General features: G+C 37.6%; 23 protein-coding genes. 8 read left to right on the top strand and 15 right to left on the bottom strand.

The window, feature by feature from the left end:
- Positions 1-6: 6 nt before the first annotated feature.
- Entirely contained in the window at positions 7-648 is a 642-nt protein-coding gene (locus tag MMB69_RS11855; protein ID WP_221785055.1) for a LysE family transporter, read from the top strand.
- Here MMB69_RS11855 and MMB69_RS11850 read toward each other — a convergent pair.
- The 4 genes from MMB69_RS11850 to MMB69_RS11835 form a co-directional block, all read right to left on the bottom strand.
- Entirely contained in the window at positions 634-1,455 is an 822-nt protein-coding gene (locus MMB69_RS11850) for an alpha/beta fold hydrolase (protein ID WP_221785054.1), read from the bottom strand. The genes MMB69_RS11855 and MMB69_RS11850 overlap by 15 nt on opposite strands.
- A gap of 212 nt (positions 1,456-1,667) precedes the next feature.
- Positions 1,668-4,094 (bottom strand): DNA topoisomerase IV subunit A, encoded by a 2,427-nt coding sequence (gene parC, locus MMB69_RS11845; protein ID WP_221785053.1) that lies wholly within the window; start codon positions 4,092-4,094, stop codon positions 1,668-1,670.
- Positions 4,091-6,067 carry a DNA topoisomerase IV subunit B gene (gene parE, locus MMB69_RS11840; RefSeq protein WP_221785052.1) on the bottom strand — a complete coding sequence of 659 codons (1,977 nt, stop codon included), beginning with the start codon at positions 6,065-6,067 and terminating at the stop codon, positions 4,091-4,093. Before parE ends, parC begins: the two co-directional genes overlap by 4 nt.
- 333 nt (positions 6,068-6,400) lie before the next feature.
- Positions 6,401-6,814 carry a CoA-binding protein gene (locus tag MMB69_RS11835; protein WP_221785051.1) on the bottom strand — a complete coding sequence of 138 codons (414 nt, stop codon included), beginning with the start codon at positions 6,812-6,814 and terminating at the stop codon, positions 6,401-6,403.
- A 205-nt stretch (positions 6,815-7,019) separates the two neighbouring features.
- Here MMB69_RS11835 and plsY point away from each other — a divergent pair, with 205 nt between their 5' ends.
- Positions 7,020-7,613, top strand: coding sequence for a glycerol-3-phosphate 1-O-acyltransferase PlsY (plsY, locus tag MMB69_RS11830; RefSeq protein WP_013083364.1), 594 nt, complete (start codon positions 7,020-7,022; stop codon positions 7,611-7,613).
- 379 nt (positions 7,614-7,992) lie between these two features.
- Positions 7,993-8,283 (top strand): HesB/YadR/YfhF family protein, encoded by a 291-nt coding sequence (locus tag MMB69_RS11825; protein ID WP_013057245.1) that lies wholly within the window; start codon positions 7,993-7,995, stop codon positions 8,281-8,283.
- A gap of 41 nt (positions 8,284-8,324) precedes the next feature.
- Here MMB69_RS11825 and MMB69_RS11820 read toward each other — a convergent pair whose 3' ends face one another.
- The 3 genes from MMB69_RS11820 to tlp form a co-directional block, all read right to left on the bottom strand.
- Positions 8,325-8,747 (bottom strand): acyl-CoA thioesterase, encoded by a 423-nt coding sequence (locus MMB69_RS11820; protein ID WP_195696906.1) that lies wholly within the window; start codon positions 8,745-8,747, stop codon positions 8,325-8,327.
- Positions 8,748-8,825: 78 nt separating this feature from the next.
- Complete coding sequence (locus MMB69_RS11815) at positions 8,826-10,253, bottom strand: phospholipase D family protein (protein ID WP_221785050.1); 1,428 nt, start codon at positions 10,251-10,253, stop codon at positions 8,826-8,828.
- Positions 10,254-10,365: 112 nt separating this feature from the next.
- Positions 10,366-10,608: a small acid-soluble spore protein Tlp gene (gene tlp, locus MMB69_RS11810; protein ID WP_014459887.1), complete on the bottom strand. Its 243-nt coding sequence runs from the start codon at positions 10,606-10,608 to the stop codon at positions 10,366-10,368.
- Between the two features lie 173 nt (positions 10,609-10,781).
- On the opposite strand from tlp, the gene MMB69_RS11805 reads away from it, so the two are divergent.
- Positions 10,782-11,393 (top strand): hypothetical protein, encoded by a 612-nt coding sequence (locus tag MMB69_RS11805; RefSeq protein WP_221785049.1) that lies wholly within the window; start codon positions 10,782-10,784, stop codon positions 11,391-11,393.
- A 31-nt stretch (positions 11,394-11,424) separates the two neighbouring features.
- Here MMB69_RS11805 and MMB69_RS11800 read toward each other — a convergent pair whose 3' ends face one another.
- The 4 genes from MMB69_RS11800 to acnA form a co-directional block, all read right to left on the bottom strand.
- Positions 11,425-11,568 carry an acid-soluble spore protein N gene (locus MMB69_RS11800; RefSeq protein WP_221785048.1) on the bottom strand — a complete coding sequence of 48 codons (144 nt, stop codon included), beginning with the start codon at positions 11,566-11,568 and terminating at the stop codon, positions 11,425-11,427.
- Positions 11,569-11,612: 44 nt separating this feature from the next.
- Complete coding sequence (locus tag MMB69_RS11795; protein ID WP_013057252.1) at positions 11,613-11,756, bottom strand: FbpB family small basic protein; 144 nt, start codon at positions 11,754-11,756, stop codon at positions 11,613-11,615.
- A gap of 212 nt (positions 11,757-11,968) precedes the next feature.
- A complete protein-coding gene (locus tag MMB69_RS11790; protein WP_013057253.1) occupies positions 11,969-12,568 on the bottom strand; it encodes a TlpA disulfide reductase family protein in 600 nt (199 codons plus the stop codon).
- Positions 12,569-12,763: 195 nt separating this feature from the next.
- Positions 12,764-15,484 (bottom strand): aconitate hydratase AcnA, encoded by a 2,721-nt coding sequence (gene acnA / locus MMB69_RS11785; protein WP_221785047.1) that lies wholly within the window; start codon positions 15,482-15,484, stop codon positions 12,764-12,766.
- 221 nt (positions 15,485-15,705) lie between these two features.
- Here acnA and sspO point away from each other — a divergent pair, with 221 nt between their 5' ends.
- From sspO to ku, 4 genes are all read left to right on the top strand, one after another.
- Positions 15,706-15,855, top strand: a complete 150-nt coding sequence (gene sspO / locus MMB69_RS11780) for a small acid-soluble spore protein O (protein WP_013083371.1) — start codon at positions 15,706-15,708, stop codon at positions 15,853-15,855.
- A gap of 212 nt (positions 15,856-16,067) precedes the next feature.
- Positions 16,068-16,208: a small acid-soluble spore protein P gene (locus MMB69_RS11775; RefSeq protein WP_013057256.1), complete on the top strand. Its 141-nt coding sequence runs from the start codon at positions 16,068-16,070 to the stop codon at positions 16,206-16,208.
- Between the two features lie 152 nt (positions 16,209-16,360).
- On the top strand, positions 16,361-16,801 hold the full coding sequence (locus MMB69_RS11770; protein WP_221785046.1) for an Hsp20/alpha crystallin family protein: 441 nt from the start codon (positions 16,361-16,363) through the stop codon (positions 16,799-16,801).
- A 150-nt stretch (positions 16,802-16,951) separates the two neighbouring features.
- Positions 16,952-17,785, top strand: a complete 834-nt coding sequence (gene ku, locus MMB69_RS11765; RefSeq protein WP_221785045.1) for a non-homologous end joining protein Ku — start codon at positions 16,952-16,954, stop codon at positions 17,783-17,785.
- Between the two features lie 22 nt (positions 17,786-17,807).
- Here ku and MMB69_RS11760 read toward each other — a convergent pair whose 3' ends face one another.
- The 4 genes from MMB69_RS11760 to MMB69_RS11745 form a co-directional block, all read right to left on the bottom strand.
- Positions 17,808-18,206: a hypothetical protein gene (locus MMB69_RS11760; RefSeq protein WP_014459877.1), complete on the bottom strand. Its 399-nt coding sequence runs from the start codon at positions 18,204-18,206 to the stop codon at positions 17,808-17,810.
- A gap of 186 nt (positions 18,207-18,392) precedes the next feature.
- Positions 18,393-20,105, bottom strand: a complete 1,713-nt coding sequence (locus MMB69_RS11755) for a DUF2357 domain-containing protein (protein ID WP_221785044.1) — start codon at positions 20,103-20,105, stop codon at positions 18,393-18,395.
- Positions 20,059-21,693, bottom strand: a complete 1,635-nt coding sequence (locus tag MMB69_RS11750; protein ID WP_221785043.1) for an MrcB family domain-containing protein — start codon at positions 21,691-21,693, stop codon at positions 20,059-20,061. The genes MMB69_RS11755 and MMB69_RS11750 overlap by 47 nt, the downstream gene beginning before the upstream one ends.
- A gap of 420 nt (positions 21,694-22,113) precedes the next feature.
- Complete coding sequence (locus MMB69_RS11745) at positions 22,114-22,602, bottom strand: hypothetical protein (protein ID WP_115654071.1); 489 nt, start codon at positions 22,600-22,602, stop codon at positions 22,114-22,116.
- Position 22,603 lies beyond the last annotated feature (1 nt).

Raw genomic sequence — 22,603 nt, 5'->3', positions numbered from 1 at the left:
GTGTTTTTGGAGTGGTTTTTGATTGCTATAAAACAAATAATTCTAGGTGTTAGTCTCGCAGCACCGGTAGGTCCAATCAATATAGAGATGATTAAAAGAGGTCTGACAAAAGGATTTTGGGCTTCTTGGCTAGTTGGTTTAGGGGGCATGACGGCCGATATCTTATTTATGCTTCTCATTTTAATAGGGTTAACGCCTTTTGTTCAAATGCAGGCTGTTACGGTTGTCCTGTATGCAACGGGTTTTGTCATGCTCACATTTGTTGGCTTTCAAAGTATGAAGCAAGCTGTCTCTCGTTCCTTTTCAGTAGATGTAAATAACCCTTCTGTTAAAAAAGATAAGTCGTTTTTTACAGGTTTTTTTATTGCTCTTATGAACCCTTTAAATATTGTGTTTTGGTTTGGTGTATTCGGGTCAAGCTTAAGCGAAAGCCTCCAAAGTCAAACGTGGTTATCTGTCTTTTTTCACAGTTTCTTTATTATCTTTGGCATCCTTCTTTGGAATTTAAATATTGCGAGCAGCATTCATTTTACAAGAAAATTTATCACGCCTAAGCTTTTTCGCCTCATTACGTTAGGTGCTGGTTTTCTACTTTTTTTATTTGGCTGCCAATTCGGTTTTAAATGTGTATCCTTACTTATCGGCTGAGCTTTTATTGATGAGTTCAATAAGGGTGTCATTTACTTTCTCACGTTCATCATAAAAAAGACCGTGTCCACTATTTTCAAATGAAAGAAGTGTAGAAAATGAAATATGACGATTCATAACTTTTGCAAGATCAAATGGACAAATTTGATCTTTTTTTCCGTGTAATATATATGTCTCAGCGAAAATTTGACTCAAATCTTCCCGCAAGTCTTCGTCTCGTAAAGACACCGCAGTTTTAATCGTTCCATGGCCAGATGCCTCTAAACCTAAATCTTGAAACCATCCTCTAAAAGCTGCGCTGGTAGGCTGATTAAAAAATTTTTTCCCAAAGTCTTCAAGCATGTTAGGACGATCTCTATACGTATTTTGAATAATTGTATTTACTTCTTCAGCTGGAAGTCCATATGGAAAATCAGTTTTTTGAATAAAGCTTGGAGCCGCTGCCCCTAATAAAATTAACTTCTTCACGCCATATCCTAAGTGTCTACTCATATATCGTATGGCAATGGCTCCCCCCATAGAAAAGCCTACGAGCGTATAATTTTTAAGTCCCAGTCTTTCTACTAACATGCGAATATCATCCGCTAATTGATTATAAGAATAGCCCGTGAAAGGCGCATCTGATTTTCCGAATCCTCGAAGATCAGGAGCGATACATCGAATACCTCGGGCCGGCAATGTTGTAAATTGATATTCGTACATTTTAGCGTTAACAGGCCATCCATGAAGGAAAAGAACGGCTTCCCCTTTTCCAATGTCCCGAACAAAAAGTTTAGTCTTAGGAGTTACGTGAATAAAATAGTTCATGTATAACACCTCCTAGTTGTTCTTTTATATATATGTTTAGGACAATTGGAACATTCAAAAGTTTCTTAGGTGCTTGTGTAGGAGGTGTATTATGTTTATTTGGGATGAGGAGTAGGGTAATTCTTTTATATTGTTTATTTAGAACATAGTTTAATTTAAAAATATTGAACAAAAAAAGTAGTAAAGCTTTAAAAACTTTACTACTTTTTTTGTTATTTTTCTTCCAGCCACACATCAACTAAATTGCCAGCTTCGCTTTGGTCCAATACGAACGAACCGTTGCTGTATCGGTCGCTAGCTCGCATTGTAGACGGATCAACCTGCTCGATTTGACCTTTAGATGATTCCACTATCATATAATGTTCTTTAGAGATTGCTTTTACTTTTGCAATTTGATGCGGATTAGATTTTAGTTCTCGGACCATCACTAGCCCTCGTTTTGCTCGTGATGATTCTTCAAACTCAGTAATTTTTGTCTTTTTCACAGCTCCTCGCTGCGTGGCGATAAATAATTCAGTTGATAGAGCTTCATCTTCATCGAAGATAACGCCGCTTACAACATAATCATCGTCTTTTAAGTTAATTCCTTTCACACCAGAAGCGCGAGTTCCTACAATATTGATTTCTTCTTCCCGGAAACGCAGTCCGTAGCCAGAGCGAGTGGCAATAAACACTTGTTTTTTACCATCCGTTTGATATACATCGACTACTTCATCATCACCTTTTAAATTAACGGCGACAAGAGCTTTGGAGTAGCGCTGTGCTTTATATTGAAGTAATTCTGATTTTTTGACCATACCATTTTTCGTAAAGAAAAGCAGATACTGATTTTCTTTAAATTCTTTTACCGGTATCGCCTGTACAATTTGCTCTTCTTTATCAATTGGAACAATGTTCATGATATGCTGCCCCATGTCTTTCCACCTGATATCAGGAAGTTCGTGCACTGGCATATATAAATAATTCCCTTTGTTTGTGAAGATGAGCAGGGTTTCGGTTGTATTAATTTCATACTTCGCTAAAATTCGGTCCGTATCTTTCATACCGAAGTCTTGCCCGTTAGACGCGGCGTAAGAACGAAGGCTTGTTCGTTTTACGTATCCGTCTTTTGTGACTGTCACCATCACTTCTTCAGATGGAACCATCACTTCTAGATTAATCTTAATTTCTTCGATTTCCGCTTCAATTTTTGAGCGGCGTTCTGTACTGTATTGCTTTTTTACACGGCGTAATTCTTTTTTGATTACATTAAAAAGTTTTTTCTCGCTATGTAAGATTTCTTCTAACTCGTTAATTTTAGCACCTAGCTCTTCAGCTTCCGCTTGTAGAGCTGTGATGTCCGTATTTGTCAAACGGTATAATTGAAGCGACACAATCGCTTCTGCTTGAGGTTCTGTAAATTCATATTTGGCAATTAAATTATTTTTAGCATCGCGCTTATCTTTAGAAGCTCTGATGGTCGCAATAACTTCATCTAAAATCGACAGTGCCTTAATCAATCCCGCTACAATGTGTTCACGTTCACGTGCTTTTTGCAGTTCGTACTTAGAACGATTTGTTACCACTTCTTTTTGATGATCAATATAAGCATCAAGAATGTTAGCCAAGCTCATAAGCTTTGGTCGCTTTTTAGCAATAGCAACCATGTTAAAATTATACGGTACTTGCAGATCCGTATTTTTATAAAGATAGTGAAGTACTCCTTGAGCATTTGCATCCTTTTTTAATTCTACTACGATGCGCAGACCGGTACGATCCGTTTCATCGCGAACTTCAGCAATGCCTTCCACTTTTTTATCTAAACGAAGCTCATCCATTTTCTTAACAAGGTTGGCTTTGTTTACTTCAAACGGAATTTCCGTAATGACAATTTGCTGTTTTCCGCCGCGAATGGACTCCACTTCCGTTTTTCCGCGAATAATAATTTTTCCTTTACCTGTCTCGTAGGCTTTCTTAATCCCGTCTACCCCTTGAATGATTCCTCCCGTAGGGAAATCAGGACCTTGAATAGCCGTCATCAACTCTTCAATTGTACACGTTGGTTTATCAATTCGCATGATCGTTGCGTCAATTACTTCACCTAAATGATGAGGAGGAAGTTCTGTAGCATAACCAGCTGAAATACCCGTGGATCCATTTACTAGCAAGTTAGGAAACATAGCCGGTAACACAGTTGGTTCGCTGCTTGTATCATCGAAGTTAGACACAAACTCAACCGTTTGTTTGTCAATATCTCGTAGAAGTTCTGCAGCAATCGATGAAAGGCGAGCTTCTGTATAACGCATTGCTGCTGGGGGATCTCCATCAATACTTCCGTTGTTTCCATGCATTTCGATCAATACATTTCTAACTTTCCATTCTTGACTCATTCGAACCATGGCATCATATACAGATGAATCACCATGAGGGTGATAGTTACCAATTACGTTCCCTACTGTTTTAGCTGACTTGCGAAAACCTTTTTCTGCTGTATTTCCATCTACGTGCATTGCGTATAAAATACGGCGCTGAACGGGTTTTAACCCGTCTCTTGCATCCGGCAGTGCACGCTCTTGAATAATATATTTACTGTATCGACCAAAACGGTCGCCTAGTACATCCTCAAGAGGTAAATCTAAAAAGCGTTCTGTTTGTGTCATTGTGCGTCCTCCTCTGCGACCGTTAATACATTTTCATTATCTAAAATATTTGGATCTTCTTCTAACCCAAACGCTACGTTGCTTTCAATCCATTTTCTGCGTGGTTCTACTTTATCGCCCATCAAAGTGGTCACACGACGATCAGCGCGAGCAGCATCATCAATACGGACACGAATCAGCGTACGCGTCTCTGGGTTCATTGTTGTTTCCCAAAGCTGATCTGCGTTCATTTCACCGAGACCTTTATAGCGCTGAATCATATAGCCTCTTCCTACCTTATCAATAGCACCTTGCAATTCTTCGTCACTCCATGAATATTCAACCACTTCTTTTTTACCTGACCCTTTACTTACTTTGTAGAGTGGTGGAAGAGCAATAAATACTTTTCCTGCTTCCACAAGCGGTTTCATATAGCGGTAGAAAAACGTTAGAAGAAGCACTTGAATATGAGCGCCATCCGTATCCGCATCGGTCATGATGACTATTTTATCGTAGTTAATATCATCGATGGTGAAATCTGCTCCTACTCCTCCGCCTATCGCGTGGATGATCGTACTAATTTCTTCGTTTTTAAAAATATCTTGAAGCTTGGCTTTTTCGGTATTGATAACCTTCCCTCGCAGTGGCAGCACAGCTTGAAAGCGGCGGTCCCTTCCTTGTTTTGCTGAACCTCCGGCGGAATCCCCTTCGACTAAATACAGTTCGTTTCGCTGAGGATTTCTTGATTGCGCAGGCGTTAACTTCCCGCTTAGAACGGTTTCTTGACGCTTTCGTTTCTTCCCGTTTCTTGCGTCTTCTCTCGCCTTTCGTGCTGCTTCACGCGCTTGAGCAGCTTTGATTGCTTTTTTTACAAGAAGAGAGCTTACGTCTGGGTTTTCTTCTAAGAAATAGGCAAGTTTTTCAGAAATAACTGCATCTACGGACGAACGAGCTTCACTTGTACCTAACTTTCCTTTTGTTTGTCCTTCAAACTGAAGCAATTCTTCAGGTATTCTAACGGAAACGATGGCTCCTAAGCCTTCTCGTATATCTGTTCCTTCTAAGTTTTTGTCTTTTTCTTTTAGCAGGCTCACTTTACGGGCGTATTCATTAAATGCACGGGTCATAGCGCTTTTTGCACCGGACTCATGCGTTCCACCATCTTTGGTACGAACATTATTAACAAATGATAAAATGGTTTCAGAATAACCATCGTTAAATTGAAAGGCAAATTCAACTTCAATATTATGGTGAATCCCTTCAAAAAAGACGACTGGATGAAGTGAATCTTTTTCTTCATTTAAATATGAAACGAAGGCTTGAATACCTGTTTCATAATGAAAGATATCGTGACGATCATGCCTTTTATCGATTAACTCTATTTTGAATCCTTTTAACAGAAAAGCCGATTCGCGGAGCCGTTCACAAAGCGTATCATAATTGTACACAGTTGTTGAAAAAATCGTGGCATCCGGTTTGAAATGAATCGTTGTTCCCGTTTTTTTCGTTTTCCCTATTTTTTCTAGCGTCGTAACCGGCTTTCCTCCATTTTCAAAACGCTGTTCATAAATAAATCCATCTCTATGAATGGTTACAGTCAACCATTCAGACAGCGCATTTACAACAGATGCACCTACTCCGTGTAAGCCTCCGCTTGTTTTATATCCACCCTGTCCGAATTTACCTCCTGCATGCAAGATGGTTAAAATAACTTCAGGCGTTGGTTTTCCTAGTTTATGCATGCCCGTTGGCATACCTCGACCTTTATCTTGTACAGAAATTGAATTATCTTTGTGAATGGTTACAATAATTTCTTCTCCGTAGCCTGCTAGAGCTTCATCGACAGAGTTGTCGACGATTTCATATACTAAATGATGCAGACCTCGTGTATCCGTACTTCCAATATACATACCAGGACGTTTACGAACGGCATCTAATCCTTCTAGTACTTGAATTGCATCTTCATTATAATTAAATTGTTGTTTCCGAGCCATTCATACTACCCCTTTCATCACAACGAACATTACTACATTATGTATGAAACACAAACGTTTGCGCTTCGTGTCTAAGAATAAATGATCATGTATCCTATCTTTTAATTTTATAGTGTTCGCATCAACAGAACGTATGTTTCTATTTTTGCGTACTTACAAGATTTTAGCACAAATTTCCGTATTATAAAAGCAATATCTTGTGTATTCATGGATTATAAGCATTATAAAGCTAGCTGTCTAACGTCTATTGTAGCGGAAACGCTCTTGCTATTTCAACGCATGGTGAAACCCATGCAAGCAGTGTGCATGGGTTGGTTGTTCTGCTTATAGATCTTACTTTGTTAAAGCATGCTCAACTTTTATACAACGATCCATAACTACAGTATACCCTTTTTTAGCGAGCAGGTCATATGCTTCTTCATTAATTAAACCAGATTGTGCCCAAAATACGTCTGCGTCTACTTCTAAAAACTCTTCTGCAACTTCAAGCAAATGCTCAGAGCGACGAAATACATTAACGATATCAATATGCCCTTCAATTTCTTTTAATGAAGATACGGCTTTTACGCCGAGCGCTGAGTTGATTGTCGGGTTCACCGGAATAATCTCATAACCTTGCTGCTGCATGGCTTCTGAAACCATATAAGACGTTCGATGAGGATCATCTGATAAACCTACTACAGCAATGCGCTTGCTTTTTTTTAATATTTTACCAAGCTCTTGACGGGAAGGAATTTTAATGGACATGTCTATTACCTCTCTTAGCTATATAATATGTACTGAACAACATTCGTGATTTATAGTTGATTTCCTGCATATAGTACCCGTTTTCTCTATTTTTGTAAACGTCTTCTTTTTTTAAAATAATTGTCTCTCACCCAAAACTAGCTATGTTTTTTTAAGTATCTCATGGTAAAATAGAAACGATATAGAAATAAAGGAGCTTTCAAACATGAATTATTTATTACCTATTCTTGCCTATATCTTGGGCTCTATTCCTTTTGGACTAGTTGTTGGAAAACTAGGATACGGCATCGATATACGAGAGCATGGAAGCGGCAATTTAGGCGGCACCAACTCCTTTCGTACATTGGGCGTAAAAGCCGGAATTATCGTTACGCTTGGAGACATTCTAAAAGGAACCCTAGCAGCTTCTTTACCGCTTTTATTTAATACGAATCAAAACATTCTCTTCATTGGTTTATTTGCTGTCATTGGTCATATTTTTCCTGTTTTCGCGAAATTTAAAGGCGGGAAAGCTGTTGCCACGTCCGCCGGAGTGATTTTGTGTTATGAACCTCTTTTATTTGCTTTCGTACTATTATGTTTTTTTATCTGCTTATACATAACGAAGTATGTATCACTGTCATCAATGGTTACCGGGGTATTAACCTTTATCTACACGCTGTTTAAACAAGACTACATGCTTATTATGATTATTGGTTTAATTGTAGCCTTTGTCATTTACAGACACCGCGCAAACATTACCCGAATTCTTAACAAAACAGAACCGAAAGTCACATTTTTGTCAGGTAAAAAGAAATAAGAGGATCTTCCTCTTATTTCTTTTTTTATAACGACTTTGTAAGCGAATACATTTCTTATTTATTAGTTATACTGATACTAAAATAAGGAGGTGAATGATGTGAAGAAAAAATGCCCCATTTGCAAACGAAATAAGAAAATGGATTCACAGCTAGAAGGAAGCCGCTACTGCGTTCACTGCTGGGAAACCATTGGAAAACAATATGATTTCAAATGAAAGAATGAAACGATTTAATATAGAAATGAAGCCTTCACCTCTATATTAAATCGTTTTATTTTATTTTATCTCATTCCTTCCTAGCTGGATTCGTATATATTGGTAATTTATCTACCTTTCTACTATAATAAATGTATCCGCAGTATTGGAAGGAGCATAATTAATGAAATTAACAGTAACAGAAGCAGCAGCTACGTGGTACAAAGACGAAATGATGCTAGAAGGAAATGAAACAATTCGCTTTTTTGTTCGCTACGGCGGGTGCAGCAACGTTCAAAAAGGTTTTTCTTTAGGTGTAAACACAGATTCTCCTAAAAACGTTGGCGTTGAAACAAAAGTTGACGGTTTAACATTCTTCGTAGAAGATGAAGACCTTTGGTACTTTGATGGTCATGATTTGACTGTAAATTATAATGAAGAAACAAAAGAACCTGACTTTCATTACGAAGCGTAAGAAAAAAAGCATCGATTTATCGATGCTTTTTATTCTTGCGCTTAACCCTGCTTTTTGGCATTTTCATAGGCTTTATGCCATTCCGGATAATTACGGCGAATTGAAATAGGCTTAAAGTTTTCTTTTTTCACACATACGTGTGACGATGTTCCTGTTAACGCAAGTTCTTCATTTGAATTAAAAATTTCGTAGCCGTACACAACGCGTAGCCCGTCATAGCTCTCAACCCAAGTATGTACTACAGCTGTCTCGCCATAATGAAGCGGCTTTTTATATGAAGCCTGTATATCAATAACTGGCGACAGCACACCGTCTCTTTCCATTTGTGCATAGCTAAAACCTAAATCACTAATAAACTGCGTTCGACCTATTTCCATCCATACTAAATAGTTAGCATGATACACAACGCCCATCTGATCAGTTTCTGCATAGCGCACTTCGATTTCTTTCTTCGATACTAGCATGATTTTACCTCCTCTTGCACTGTTCCTGTTTTATCTTACCATATAAGGAGAATATACTCCTACTAGTTTGGTTCTTACTCAATATGTTGTAAGACTAAGCGCATCTTGAATGCGATATATCAGCATTTCCAGCCGCGTCATCTTATTTTCATGCCTTTTATAAGGAAGTGTATATGTGTAGTCTTTATTTGTCCATAAGCGGTCAAAATAAGCGTTTAGTTCGGTCATAACCTTTTTGTGAGAAGGTCCTGATACTTTAATATCCGTTTCTAAGTTCAAGTCAGCCAAATTTCGTTTTGTGAAATTTGCTGCTCCTGCAATAATAGTTGCATTTTTTTTGTTCCGAATAAATAAAGTTTTAGGATGATACTGCTCTTTTCCCGTATGATACCAGCGAACTTTAATATTTCCTTTAGATTTTTTCACAAGTTCTGCTGCGACTGGACGGTTAGGCAGTCCGAACTTCTTTCTTCCAAACGCATTTTCATTAGGATCTAAAATTAATCGTACGTTTACGCCTTGTTTAGAAGCTTTCAAAAGCGCCTCTATTACGTCTCGATCTCCAAGATAAAACATGCCAAGCCATACATCGTCACCTTTTTTAGCATGACTTAAATCATTTAATACGTGCTTATAGATTTTACCTTCTGTTAACAGCTGAACATAGAGGTCTCCCTTTTCTTTTTCTTTCTTCTTATACCGAGGTAACTTTCCTCCGTAAGAAAAATCTGACACCGCTTGTTCACTTTTTACCACATCTCCAATGATATTCCCTTTTACTTCAAAGGCCATGTTAGAGTTATAAAAACTTGCATCATGAGGATTAGCAGAGGAGATAATAATGCTTTGATCTGTTGCTACTACTTTTCTATGATTAGCTTTTACATTTAACAACTTAAAATAAGCACGGGCCGTCACGTTAGGCGCATTATTTCCAAAAGGATTGGTGATCCATCCGTTTCCTTTTTCACCAAACCACTGAACAAACGTTCTCCACACTGAAGAATACAGTGGAATGGAGTCTCTGAGCTTAGATAAATTGGTTTGTACCACTTTGATTCCGTTTAGCCGCAGTGAATCTAACCACTTTGAATCATGTGAGCCGTAGGTTGTATTGATTTCATCTGTAATAAAGACGATTTCGATAGGAGGATGTTTTCGTTTCTTTTCAATCAGCTTACTTGCAAGCGTATCACTAAGGTGAGGAAACGTTTCGCCTTGGTTATAGTAGCCATTAAATAGAAACATATCCATAATAATAAAAGCTTTTGCGTCATCAATCGCATTTGTAACTGCTTGAAAAATATGTTGTTCAGAAACAGACGTCTGCTGGTCTTGATACGTTAGGTCTGATAAAAGAAATACATCTTCTACTTTGTGAGGCTTACTTTCGTATGAAACTCCTTTAGGCAAGGGCTTATGCGTGTGATAAGAGCCCACAATAATCAAGACGACAAGTAAACTGACCAAAATCCTTACTATTTTCTTTTTCACGTGCTTTTTCACCTACATAAACCTCTTCGCTAGTTTGTATTAGTATTGACCTTACTAAAAAAATATAGAAAGAAAGCAGCTAAAACCGTTTATTTTTAGCTGCTTATTGTCGCTGTTTTATTTATTAAATCGTACCTTCGTAACCATTTTGACGAGCTTCTGACTCATCTTTTATTTCGCTGCGCATTGCTTCGATACTTACTTCACGATTGTGATTTTTTTGCTGAATGCGCTGACGTTCTTCTTCAGTGCTGCATGCAGCTGCTTCTTCTGCTTCTTCAATGTTTTTCATTGTATTTTGGACCATTGTTTGTAATTTTTCAACGTTATCACTGCGATCGTCTGGATTTGATTTATTCCATGCCATTGTATCTTCCTCCTCAAAATAACTTTGTTACAATTGTAGTATGCCGGATTTGTTCATCTCTATAAGTGGAAAAAAATGATTTTAGTTTACATAATATGATTATAATAAAACTAAAATGTATATATAAAAACATACATAATATGGTAATATATACATACAAAGGGGGAATCGCTATGACCAAACGAATGATAACATTACTAAGCGTCATTTTTATTGCAGTGCTTGCCGTATTTTTTATGTCGCAAACCTCATTAGCATCAAAGTTAACAGGAAGTGCCTTTATGAAGCCTCATCATTACTCAAAACATGAAGAAAAGATGTTAGCCGTGACAAATTTAGACTACAAAAGCAATATCATTGCATACGATGTGAAAGCTCCTAATGACACAAAAGAAGCTTATGTAAAAGCTACTTATTATGAAAAGGGAAAAGCAAAAGAGCCTTTATTTTCAGGAGGGTTGACTGTTTCAAAAGAATTTGACATGTTTGCTATTACATATAAAATCGATGATGATGCGCATAAAGTTATGTTTAATGTAGGCAGCAACGATACAAACCTAGGAATAGAAGCGGAAAAGCCAAAAAAAATGAACGGCTATTCCTTTACTGGATTAGAGAAAAAACAAAAAGTAAAAATGAATAAAACATATCCAGTTGCTGCTTTATTTGGTGACGATGGCAGTGGCATACGAGTTGCTCCGCTTTCAACCGACGATGGAGAAGTCGTTAAAGAGCTTATTTCGAGCAATCCTTACGTTTATTTATTCACGGTAGAATTCAAATAATAAAAAGTCGCTGAATTCAGCGACTTTTTATTCATTCACCTTTGGTTTGAATAACTTGAGGATGCTTGCCGGATTTATCTTGCATTTGTTTTCCGTTATTTCCACCAGCTTCTCTCGGTTGAGTGCCGATGTGATTCGGAACAAAAGATTTGCTTTGTTTTTTAGGATTTCCCATGCTTATCCCCTCCTCACCGTTACTCTAACCAACTTACTTTAAAATTATTCAGCTCTTTCAAGCATACGATCTTCTAACCGCTTTTCAATTTCCATTTCAATGCGTTCAATTTCTGACTGATCTTTTAACAGCTGCGTTTTATTTTCTTGCACTAACTCTTCAAATGAACGTTTGCGTAATTTTCTCATGATTTCAACACCTACTTTATGTAATTTTTATGAAAAATCTGAAAAATCTAAAGAAACTGATATCATACAACTATCTATATTGTAACCAATTTGTCAGATAAGTAAACATACTTTTTGAAAAGTTGTAAGAAAGTTTGACATGTTTACTGACTTATCTATGTATACGATGGTAAAGTCAATAAGTTTCATTTTTAATAAAACAAGCAGCGAAGTTAATTCGCTGCTTGTTGAGCAAAGTTTTCCATTTGTTTAAGCGTCATTGGACCATTCACTCGTTGAACAATTTTCCCTTCTTCATCTATAAAGTAAGATGTCGGAATGGTGGAAACCCGATATTTTTTACTTCCTACACTATCTTGGTCGTCCAATAATACACGAAACGTAAACTGTTTTTCTTTAAGAAACTTAGATACTGCCTGTTTACTGCCTTCTGACGAAGTTAAATTAACCGCAAGCAGCTGTACATCGTTTCCATATTTCTCATAAAACGCTTGCATATCGGGCATTTCTTTTTGACACGGCGGACACCATGTTGCCCAAAAGTTTAAAATGACTTTTTTTCCTTTAAAGTCCGATAATTGAACGGATTTCCCGCTCGTATCTGACAGTGTAAACGGAGGCGCTGTATCTTTTGGTTCCAACCCATAAGCTTGACCCGAAGCCTGACGAGCACTATCGCCTTTTTTGATATTTAAATCCTTGTATTCGCTTAAGTTAGAATTATCGGATGCTTCATTTGGAGAAAGCCCTTGCCAAAGTGCGTAGCTAAGAAAGCCTACTAGAAGCAAGACCGCAATTATTTTTTTAACCATATGATCGGCTCCTTTGTTTCTTCTAAAAAGTGATAATCTATGTACTAATAGATATGTGCAATATCTACTAAAATAATCCTTTTATAGGGCATTTTCTTTTATAATATAGCATATTTCCCTCTCACTTTTTGTCGAAAGCGGTGTGTTTGCATAAAAAAAGAGCGGCTCACAAGAACCGCTCTTTTTCTTTATAACTTACGCATGTGTTTTAGACTGTAATTTATCACGAAGCACCATTTGAAGGATACCACCGTGGCGATAGTAATCAATTTCAACTTCACTGTCGAAACGAACCAGCACTTCAAATTCTTTTTTGTTTCCAGCTTCATCAGTTGCTGTTACTTTTACAAGATCACGTGGTTTTACTGTTTCATCAACTGCTACTGCAATTGTTTCTTTTCCAGTTAAACCTAATGTATCCGCGCTTTCACCATCTTTAAATTGAAGAGGTAAAACACCCATTAATACTAGGTTTGAACGGTGAATACGCTCAAAGCTTTCAGCGATTACTGTTTTAATACCTAAAAGGTTTGTGCCTTTTGCTGCCCAGTCACGAGAACTTCCCATGCCGTAATCTTTACCTGCAAGTACAACAAGACCTGTACCTTGCTCTTTGTATTTCATACAAGCATCATAAATGCTCATTACGTCATTTGTTGGCCAGTGTGTTGTCCAGCCGCCTTCTGTACCAGGAGCTACTTGGTTTTTAATGCGAATGTTTGCAAACGTACCGCGCATCATCACTTCGTGGTTACCACGACGAGAACCATATGAGTTAAAGTCTTTTGGCTCTACACCGTTTTCTTGAAGGTAAAGACCTGCAGGTGATGTTTTTGCAATTGAACCCGCTGGTGAAATGTGATCCGTTGTCACTGAGTCACCAAATTTCGCTACTACGCGAAGATCATTTAACGGTTCTACTTCACCTGGCTCTTCTGATAACCCTTCAAAGAAAGGTGGGTTTTGAATGTACGTTGAATCATTCTCCCAGGTATAAAGAGCATCTTCGCTTGTTTTAATTTCATTCCAGCGCTCGTTGTCATCGAATACGCGCTCATACTCGTTACGGAATAATTCAGGCGTTACCGTACGGCTAACAACTTCTTTAATTTCATCTTGTGAAGGCCAAATGTCACTAAAGAATACTTCATTTCCGTCTGTATCAATACCGATTGGATCTTTTTGTAAATCTACATCTACCGTCCCAGCCAGTGCATATGCTACAACAAGCGGCGGAGAAGCAAGGTAGTTACCTTTTACTAATGGATGAATACGTCCTTCAAAGTTACGGTTTCCTGAAAGAACAGACGTTACAAGCAAGTCGTTGTCTGCAATCGCTTCTTCAATTTCAGCTGCTAATGGACCAGAGTTACCGATACAAGTCGTACAGCCGTAACCTACGATGTTAAAGCCGATTTTATCTAAGTATGGAAGTAATCCTGAATTTTGCAGGTAAGCCGTTACTACTTTTGAACCTGGTGCTAATGACGTTTTCACATAAGCTGGAACATCCAATCCTTTTTCTACTGCTTTTTTGGCAACTAAACCAGCTGCTACTAAGACGTAAGGATTTGATGTGTTCGTACAGCTTGTGATAGCCGCAATGGCAATGGCACCTGTTTTCATTGTTGTTTCTGAACCGTCTGCAAGCTTAAACGTAATTTCTTTATCCACGTCTTTAGCATCAAGTCCGAAGCTTTGGTTGCTAACAGGAGCTGTTAAAGCCTTTTTGAATTCTGTTTGCATTTGAGAAAGTGGAATTAAATCTTGCGGACGCTTTGGACCAGAAAGATTCGCTTCAATTTCTGCAAGGTTAATCTCAACAACGTCAGTGAAAATTGGATCTTCATTTTCTGGTGTGAAGAATAAACCATTTGCTTTTGTATATTGTTCGACAACCTGAATGTCTTTTTCATCTCTTCCTGTTAAACGCATGTATGCTAATGCCTCTGCGTCAACTGGGAAGAACCCGCATGTTGCACCGTATTCAGGAGCCATATTAGCAATTGTTGCACGGTCAGCTAATGGAAGTTCTGCTACGCCAGGACCGAAGAATTCAACGAATTTTCCGACTACTCCTTTTTGACGAAGCACTTGCGTAACTTTTAACGCTAAGTCTGTAGCTGTAGTACCGTTTGGTAATTCACCAACAAGTTTAACACCGATTACTTCAGGAACTGGGAAATAAGAAGGTTGACCAAGCATGCCTGCTTCCGCTTCAATACCGCCAACACCCCATCCTAAAACACCGATACCATTAATCATCGTTGTATGAGAGTCAGTACCTACTAGAGAATCAGGGAAAGCTACGAATTCGCCATCTTCTTCAACAGCATGAACAACGTTTGCTAAATATTCTAAATTTACTTGATGCACGATACCAGTAGCTGGCGGAACTGCACGATAGTTATTAAATGATTTTTGAGCCCAGCTTAAGAAATTATAGCGCTCTGTATTACGTTGAAATTCAAGGTCCATATTAATTCGTAATGAGTCAGCTGTACCTGCTTTATCAACTTGTACGGAGTGGTCGACAACGAGGTCTACTGGAATTTCTGGATTGATTTTGTCAGGATCTCCTCCTAAATCAGCCATTGCTTTACGAAGTGACGCTAAGTCTACAACCGCTGGAACTCCAGTGAAATCTTGAAGAATAACACGAGATGGTTTGAAAGGAACATCGATATCTTTGATATCTTTTGTTCCCCATTTTGCAAGGTTTTCGACGTGTTCTTTTGTAATAACACGGCCATCTACCTGACGAAGAACAGATTCTAATAATACTTTAATTGAATACGGCAGCTTAGATACGTTACCTAAACCTGCTTCCTCTAAAGCTTGTAAGCGGTAATAATTATATGTGCTGCCATTAAGATCGAATGACGAACGAGCGTTAAAAACGTCTTTTTTAGTCATTGCTTTTACCCCCTTAAAATTCTATGTATAAAGGATTTACTTACCCCATCCTCTATTCCCTTCACCATCTATCTTAATATAATATTATACATAAGTAAATAAAAAGAATGTTATTAATTAACATAAGTTTCACTTATAACTTTTTTCCATCTGCCTTTTATTTTTCTAATAATTCATATTTCATTGATTTTTACGCATGCTAGAAACGGAGGTGATTCAACATGGCTAAACGCAAGTCCAACCACGTCATTCCTGGAGCTAACGCGGCTAGCGCTCAAGGAAAAGGAGCGGGTTATAATGAAGAATTTTCAAATGAACCATTAACCGAACAACAGAAACAAAATAATAAAAAACGCAAAAAAAATCAATAAAACACTCTCTTATTGGATATACTAATCACTAGTTAGAAAAGCAAAATCGTTTAACTCCATGAAATCTAACGAGAAGGCGTCATTATATATGGCGCTTTTTTTCTGTTCCCATTTCCTGTTTTTGCTAAACCTATTTTTAGAAAGGGGAATTTTTCATCGGATAAATCCCCTGTCACTATCCCACCCTAATAAATGAAAGGGAGGGTTTAACTATGAACAAAAACAGCAGCAAAGACATCAGAAGAAATGCGCCAAAAAGCAATTCTGGACAGCCCGAACCGCTAAGCGGATCTCATAAAGTAAAGAACCGTAAGCATTCTCGCCAAAAACACAATAGCGGACATGATATGTAAAACAGCGGCAAGCTCTATACAGAGCTTGCTTTTTTATGCATAGAAAAGGCAGCTAGTACTTCAAGCTTATTCTTTGCACAGGAGTTCACTAAGTACATAAACGCGCATATGATAGTAAAGTGAAACAGTTTAAATAATGGAGGAACGCAGAAATGAAAAACAAGCGTCTGCCAGCAGACCAAATGTTTGTAAAAGGCTTTCAAGAGTTGTTAGAAGTCATGCTTTCAAATCCCTTTATGAGCTATTTAGATTATGATTCCGTTCGTATAGATTTATTTGAAACAGAACAATCATTTATTGTCGAAGCTGAATTATTAGGGTATCACCCTAAGGATATTATCGTTCAGATACATGCTGACCACTTACAGCTGACAGCAAAAAAATACTGCATTAGAGAATTTCATGACGAAAAGCAAGGAACGCTTGCAAGAGAACAAATGGAAGAAAGCGTTGAACGTACAATCGACTTTCCATTTCCATTGATGAATAAAAAAATTACCGCTACATTTAGTAACGAAATCCTTGAAATTACGATTTCTAAACATGAGACAAATGAATCTAATCAGCAAATAGTCCCTATTGAATTCCAATAAAGCTGCAGATGTTGTCTCTGCAGCTTTATTGGAATTATTTAATTGTTTATTTAGCACATAGTTTTTTAAGAATATTCTTCTTTTCAAAACAATGGGATATCTAATTTATTTTACGGCACACTACTAAAAAAGAGTAAAAGGAGAACGTTTATGCTTCATACTGCTTGGAAAGGTAAAATCAGCTTTGGATTAATTGATATCCCTATTAAACTGCACGGAGCAATTGAAGAAAAAGATGTAAAGCTGCGCACACTGCACTCCGTTTGCCATACACCCATTCATCAAGAAAAACATTGCCAAACGTGTGGACGAGAAGTAGAATCCGATGAACTGGTTAAAGGATACGAAACCGCGACCGGTCAGTTTGTTGTACTTTCACAACAGGAAATTGACAGTGTCAAAGAGCCCTTTGCAACAAACAAAGCCGTTGAATTGTTACACTTTGTTTCGTTAGATGACATTGATCCCCTGTTTTTTGATAAGCCCTACTATATTTCTCCTGGAGAAACGAGCCTAAAAGCTTATTATACTTTATTAAATGCACTTGAAATAACGAATAAAGTCGGCATTGCCAATGTATTTTTATATTCCAAGCAGCAAATGGCAATTATTCGTTCCGTTGGTGGCTCTCTTGTTCTTCACACGATGCATTTTGAAGAAGAGCTTCGTTCAGTCACAGATGTGCCTAACTTATCCAGTACTTCTTCCATTAATGAAAGTGATACACAAGTGACGGTGGAATTAATTGATAAGCTATCTACTTCTTTTAATCCATCTATTTACAAAAACAACTACCGAGATGCCTTACAAAGCGTCATTCAACAAAAAATAAATCAAGGCGAAGTTACAAAAGTAAGCGGAAGCGAAGAACGAGATATTCGACATTTAATGGAAATGTTAAAGGTGAGCATAGATCCTTCTACTTTACAGCCGACAAAATCAACAGCAGAGAAAAAAACGTCATCCTTAAAAAAGAAAGCATAAAAAAAGCTAACGAAGAAGTTCGTTAGCTTTCATTTGCAACAGAAGTCTTAGGAACAATAGCTCCATATGACGCCGGTATTTTTAAATATTGCGTTACTTGATCATTTTCTACAAAAACAATAAAGTTATCTTTTTTATCTTTTCCAATACCTTTTGCTTTTGCTTCAGACCAATTGAAGCCCAGCTTTTCATTTACCTCACTGCGGGTCGTTTCCGGTCCAAAAACATATACTTTATCCCATCTAAAATCACATAATTCATTAAAATCAAGGATGGAAGCTTCTTCTTTACTTTGATTTGTTTTTTTAATTTCATTAATTACGGTTTGCTGAAGTTGCGCTTGGTTGCGTTCGCTGTATACCCTGTCAATAAAAAAAGTTGCCAATAGCGCTACTAACGTGAATAGTAGAATCTTTTTCACTTCGTTGTCCTCCTGATACGTTCTCTGCACATGATACGACTTCTTTTCGATACGGTTTTATTCTCTACTATTCTAGAAAATTCAACAGGAAAATACAACTAAAATCTCGAAATGTCATCAAAACATAAAAAACTTAACACTGTGTCAACGCATAAAAAAAGACTTGTTCACGTTCTACCTATTTACCTAATCAGCGCTGAAAAGATTTGGTTCTTCCGTACAAATAGTTTCAATAAATTCTTCTACTAGCCCTTCCTCTCCCGGCAAAAAAGGCAGCGCACCCACTCCAACGCGTTCAATACTTTTATAAAAATGATGCTGCTTATAGCCTTCTGCTTTCCCTGGAAACAGCACAATCGCTGTTTGTACCGGTTTTATTCCATTTTCCTCTACAATAGCGTCTCGGTAACGGTGCATGGTATTAATATCTTCTTCTCTAGGAGAGGGCGTATCATGATTTGGTTTGATACGATACTTAGCGTCAAAAAGATATACACTTTTTTTCTCCCCTTGCTTTACTTCAAGCAGTAAGTCCGGCTTTTGAATAACGGTATGAGTATGATGGTATGCTTTCTGATACCATAGCGTGACTTCTGCTTTTCCCACCTGAAAACGATGGTAAGAGGCCTGCACCCTGACATTCAACCCTTGTTCTGTCGTTGTCATGATGTTTTGTTCTATCCGTTTGCCGTAAATTTGCAACTTCTTTAAAAGACTAACATACGTCCAGTATTCATAGAGAGTTGCGATATCTTTTAATGAAAGGTGGTAAAACTCTCCGTTAAGAGCCAACCCTCGAGTTAAGAACATAAAGTATCTGCTTGCTTCCCGGTAGCGGGGTGCCGTACGCAGTGTAGAAGGAAGAGTTGAAGCTTGTATGGTCTTCACCCGTTGCCAAAACACATTGTTTAACAGTCTTTTTAATTCGGTATGATTAGTTTCTAGAGCCGACACCGCCTCTTTTTTTACATATCTATCTTCTATTAATTTGTCAATTAGTGCAGTTAGCTTATGGTACAGCTGCGTCATCATCCATTTAACACTTTGATTTTCCAGATTATCATAGGTAGCTACATGTCTTGTGCCAATTGCTTTTGTGGGTACTACTTTTATATGCCGATTAATTTTAATTCCTCTGCTTGAAGATGCAAGATAGGTAGGGTGTGTTCGGACAAATGATATAGCACGGCTATCTTGTTTTTTTATTTGATCTCCTCTCATGAGCTCATGTTCAACTTTTACCGATTGAAACGGCTGATTTTCAATCTGACGAACAGAATGAAGAAAGGGTTTCATATAGTGAGAAAGAACATGATAAAATTCCGTCCATGTTGCTTGCTTAGACCAAACAGATTTCGCTTCAATATATGTTTTACGAAGCATATCGTATGCCAAATCATGAATGTATCCGTTCACTTCATCAACCATGTGTACATAATCTGTTTTGTAGCTCATCTTTGATGGGAAAATTTCAAGAGTAAAGGACAGCTCTTTTTCTATTTCACTGTAGACATGAAACGTAGAATACCCTACTTCATTTTGAAAGCTTATATTTCCTGTTAAAATGTAGGGAAATCCTACGGTTTGAAAACTTTGTTCAACTGCTTTTGAATCGTGGTTAACAAACAGGCTTGTTTCATTTTTAGAAACAACTGTAATTTGATAGGTTTCATTTTCAAAAAATAAAGGCTCAAGCGGCGGTTTTGAAGTCATCATGCCTTTTGTTTGATTTAGTACTTTTACATGTGTGATTCCTTTTCCCGTACAAGAAAAAAACATCACTTCTTCTGCAGATTTTATTTTTTTCTTATTCTTTCCTTTTATAACCACCGTACACGTATCGGTTTCAATTTCAACGTACGGTATTAATCCAAAATGACGTGTATCCGTATACTTCAAAACGTCTCATCATCTCCATTATTTTGCGTGCGCTTTTAGGAAATCTCATTCCATCTGCATTTACGACAGCTGTCTCAAATTCATCATCTAACAGTGTATTTGTACAGTAATAATAAAGGTTTTTTAATAAGTCAAATGTGTACCCATCGCTTCCTGAAATACGAGGCAAAACTTTTTGCAAAATCTGAAAATCAAACGCCTGATCAAATGTAAACATCCCGCTTTTCACCGCGTAAATTAAATAAAAGCATATTTCGTCGCGTACGCGGTAACCTATTTGCAAATCGACTTCTATAAGCATCTCGTTGACGGTTAGCAGTTCATTTGTTACTTCGTGAATGAGCTCAGCATGTTCAACATACGCATCTTTTAAGTGCACGTATTGACTTTGAATTTGTACATTTTGAATGTTGTGCTGCGATGGCTCTTTATCATTTAAAAAATCAAAAGAATCGAGCTGAATCTTATTTAACTCAATGGTGTTGGTACGATCTAACAACTTTTGACTAAACCCATGAGTCGTTTCATCCATATTAACGGTACCGATAATAAGAAGATTAGATGGCAAATAAATATCTCGGAACATCTTATGTCCAGGAAATAACGGAGCCGTTTTAATTTTCCCTTTTGACCAGCTCCTGCTTTCCATCACGCTTAAAATATCGCTAAAATAATGTTCAACTCGAGCTAAGTTCATTTCATCCAATATAGCGACATATGTGTAAGCTGGATGCTGAATGGCTTGCTGCATAATCGACAGAAATGATCCTCTGCGAAAATCTCCTCTTAAATCAATATATCCTAATAAATCTGAACTATCGTGCCAGTCGGGGCGAACTGGAATGAGAACTTGTCTTCCATTTTCAATCGTAGCACCGATACTATCTGCTAAGAGCTGAGCAAGCTTTGTTTTTCCTGTCCCGCTCATTCCTGATAAAACAATAAACGGTTTGGTCTTTAAAGCAAAGTAGGCGTTGGCTATATCATGTCGTTCATATGTAAATCCAGATTTCCTAATATACTCATGAATATGGACGATGGCGTCTTTGTCTACCATCATCTCTTTGCTCATTCCGTATGTTTTTATATACTGTTCATGCATACTTAGCAGTAAATGCAAGTCATCTTGCAGCTGATCATTGCTAGGTAAGTCTGCTATATTGTAAGGAAGGTAAAGAGCTACTCTATCCTCAAAGCTTTTCGCTTCCATGCTTGTACCAATGACAATATGATTATCTTTCAATACGCGGGCATGTTCAGGAGTAAAAAAACGAATGTCTTTCAGATCAGTTCCTTCTTCTGAGTCTCCTCTCATCATGACTAAGTAAATGCGCTGACCGTCTTCGCTGAATAAATACGCGACCATCACGTCACTCTCTATATTTTTATTCGCGAGGGTCACGTAAGGAAATGTTTCAGCGTGGTGGCCTGATATACGCATTTCTTCTCGATTTATATGCTCCAATCGATAAAGAGAAATCGGAAGCCTGCGTGTAAGCATATTTTCTATTTCATGTTTTACAAGTACGTCTCCACCCATTTGTTTATAATGTTCCGCTACGTACAGTAGCCGCTCGCGCAAACTCATCGAATTCTCTCCTTTCTGCCTTCACTGCAGTTTGTAAAAATAAAAAGCATCGTCAGCTGACCACGCAAAAGGTTCATTTCTTTTATTATAGACGCTTTCTTCGTATAGTAAGCTATTTTATAACATTAGGAAACACTACATTATTCTTTTCTCTACATATATGTTTATGTTCATTTTAATGAAACATGACAGAAAAGAAAAGCGTTAGGGGCTTAATGAATGAAGAGGCAATGATATGAACAGAAAAATAAGCAGCTTGTGTGCCCAGGGATAAAACACCCATTATCCTACATGATTATTTAACGTCTGATGCTTTTGGCTGAGTAAAGAAAAAGATAAAAATAATAAGCGGCAGGGCGATAAGAAAAATACTCTTCTCTGAAGGTCTTACTGTAGGTATATCCGTTAATGACATTTTAATCAGTCCTTTGTAAATTTTTCAACTAAGTCAGGATTTACATAAAAATGTTTTGATACCGTACGATGAAAAAACTGAGAGGATTGATTCAGTTCACTGAATGCAGGTTCTGTTTTAGGAACGCCAAAAATAGGTCCACTTACGTTAATGGTAAACCTTCCAGAAGAAATAAAGGCGCCCGACACATTAATCTGGTTATTAAGCAGCAAAGCCGCAAGAAACACATCAATCATATCAATAATAATATTAATTCCCACATTTCCGTCTTTTCCTTCAATGCGACTGGTTCCTGTAATAGGTCCGCCTACTGAAACACGAAAAGCGCCGGGTGTCACAAATACTCCTATAATTGTTATTTGGCCAGTTAATAATAATATGGCCGTTACTACATCCAGATCTCGTTGAATGGCAAAGATAAGTTCCCTTTCTTTGTCAAAGCCGCTTTTCCATTCCACATTCTCCACACCCTTAGCACATACTATTCTAAACACG

It is taken from the genome of Priestia sp. P5, from assembly GCF_029522155.1.
Lineage (GTDB): Bacteria > Bacillota > Bacilli > Bacillales > Bacillaceae_H > Priestia > Priestia megaterium_E.
This window is presented reverse-complemented; position numbering and strand designations above follow the sequence as displayed.

What these genes read in the sequence shown, in the direction of transcription:
- MMB69_RS11850 (WP_221785054.1), bottom strand. Translation starts at nt 1,455, where the DNA reads ATGAACTATTTTATTCACGTAACTCCTAAGACTAAACTTTTTGTTCGG.
- parC (WP_221785053.1), bottom strand. Translation starts at nt 4,094, where the DNA reads ATGACACAAACAGAACGCTTTTTAGATTTACCTCTTGAGGATGTACTA.
- parE (WP_221785052.1), bottom strand. Translation starts at nt 6,067, where the DNA reads ATGGCTCGGAAACAACAATTTAATTATAATGAAGATGCAATTCAAGTA.
- MMB69_RS11835 (WP_221785051.1), bottom strand. Translation starts at nt 6,814, where the DNA reads ATGTCCATTAAAATTCCTTCCCGTCAAGAGCTTGGTAAAATATTAAAA.
- plsY (WP_013083364.1), top strand. Translation starts at nt 7,020, where the DNA reads ATGAATTATTTATTACCTATTCTTGCCTATATCTTGGGCTCTATTCCT.
- MMB69_RS11825 (WP_013057245.1), top strand. Translation starts at nt 7,993, where the DNA reads ATGAAATTAACAGTAACAGAAGCAGCAGCTACGTGGTACAAAGACGAA.
- MMB69_RS11820 (WP_195696906.1), bottom strand. Translation starts at nt 8,747, where the DNA reads ATGCTAGTATCGAAGAAAGAAATCGAAGTGCGCTATGCAGAAACTGAT.
- tlp (WP_014459887.1), bottom strand. Translation starts at nt 10,608, where the DNA reads ATGGCATGGAATAAATCAAATCCAGACGATCGCAGTGATAACGTTGAA.
- MMB69_RS11805 (WP_221785049.1), top strand. Translation starts at nt 10,782, where the DNA reads ATGACCAAACGAATGATAACATTACTAAGCGTCATTTTTATTGCAGTG.
- MMB69_RS11800 (WP_221785048.1), bottom strand. Translation starts at nt 11,568, where the DNA reads ATGGGAAATCCTAAAAAACAAAGCAAATCTTTTGTTCCGAATCACATC.
- MMB69_RS11795 (WP_013057252.1), bottom strand. Translation starts at nt 11,756, where the DNA reads ATGAGAAAATTACGCAAACGTTCATTTGAAGAGTTAGTGCAAGAAAAT.
- MMB69_RS11790 (WP_013057253.1), bottom strand. Translation starts at nt 12,568, where the DNA reads ATGGTTAAAAAAATAATTGCGGTCTTGCTTCTAGTAGGCTTTCTTAGC.
- acnA (WP_221785047.1), bottom strand. Translation starts at nt 15,484, where the DNA reads ATGACTAAAAAAGACGTTTTTAACGCTCGTTCGTCATTCGATCTTAAT.
- sspO (WP_013083371.1), top strand. Translation starts at nt 15,706, where the DNA reads ATGGCTAAACGCAAGTCCAACCACGTCATTCCTGGAGCTAACGCGGCT.
- MMB69_RS11775 (WP_013057256.1), top strand. Translation starts at nt 16,068, where the DNA reads ATGAACAAAAACAGCAGCAAAGACATCAGAAGAAATGCGCCAAAAAGC.
- MMB69_RS11770 (WP_221785046.1), top strand. Translation starts at nt 16,361, where the DNA reads ATGAAAAACAAGCGTCTGCCAGCAGACCAAATGTTTGTAAAAGGCTTT.
- ku (WP_221785045.1), top strand. Translation starts at nt 16,952, where the DNA reads ATGCTTCATACTGCTTGGAAAGGTAAAATCAGCTTTGGATTAATTGAT.
- MMB69_RS11750 (WP_221785043.1), bottom strand. Translation starts at nt 21,693, where the DNA reads ATGAGTTTGCGCGAGCGGCTACTGTACGTAGCGGAACATTATAAACAA.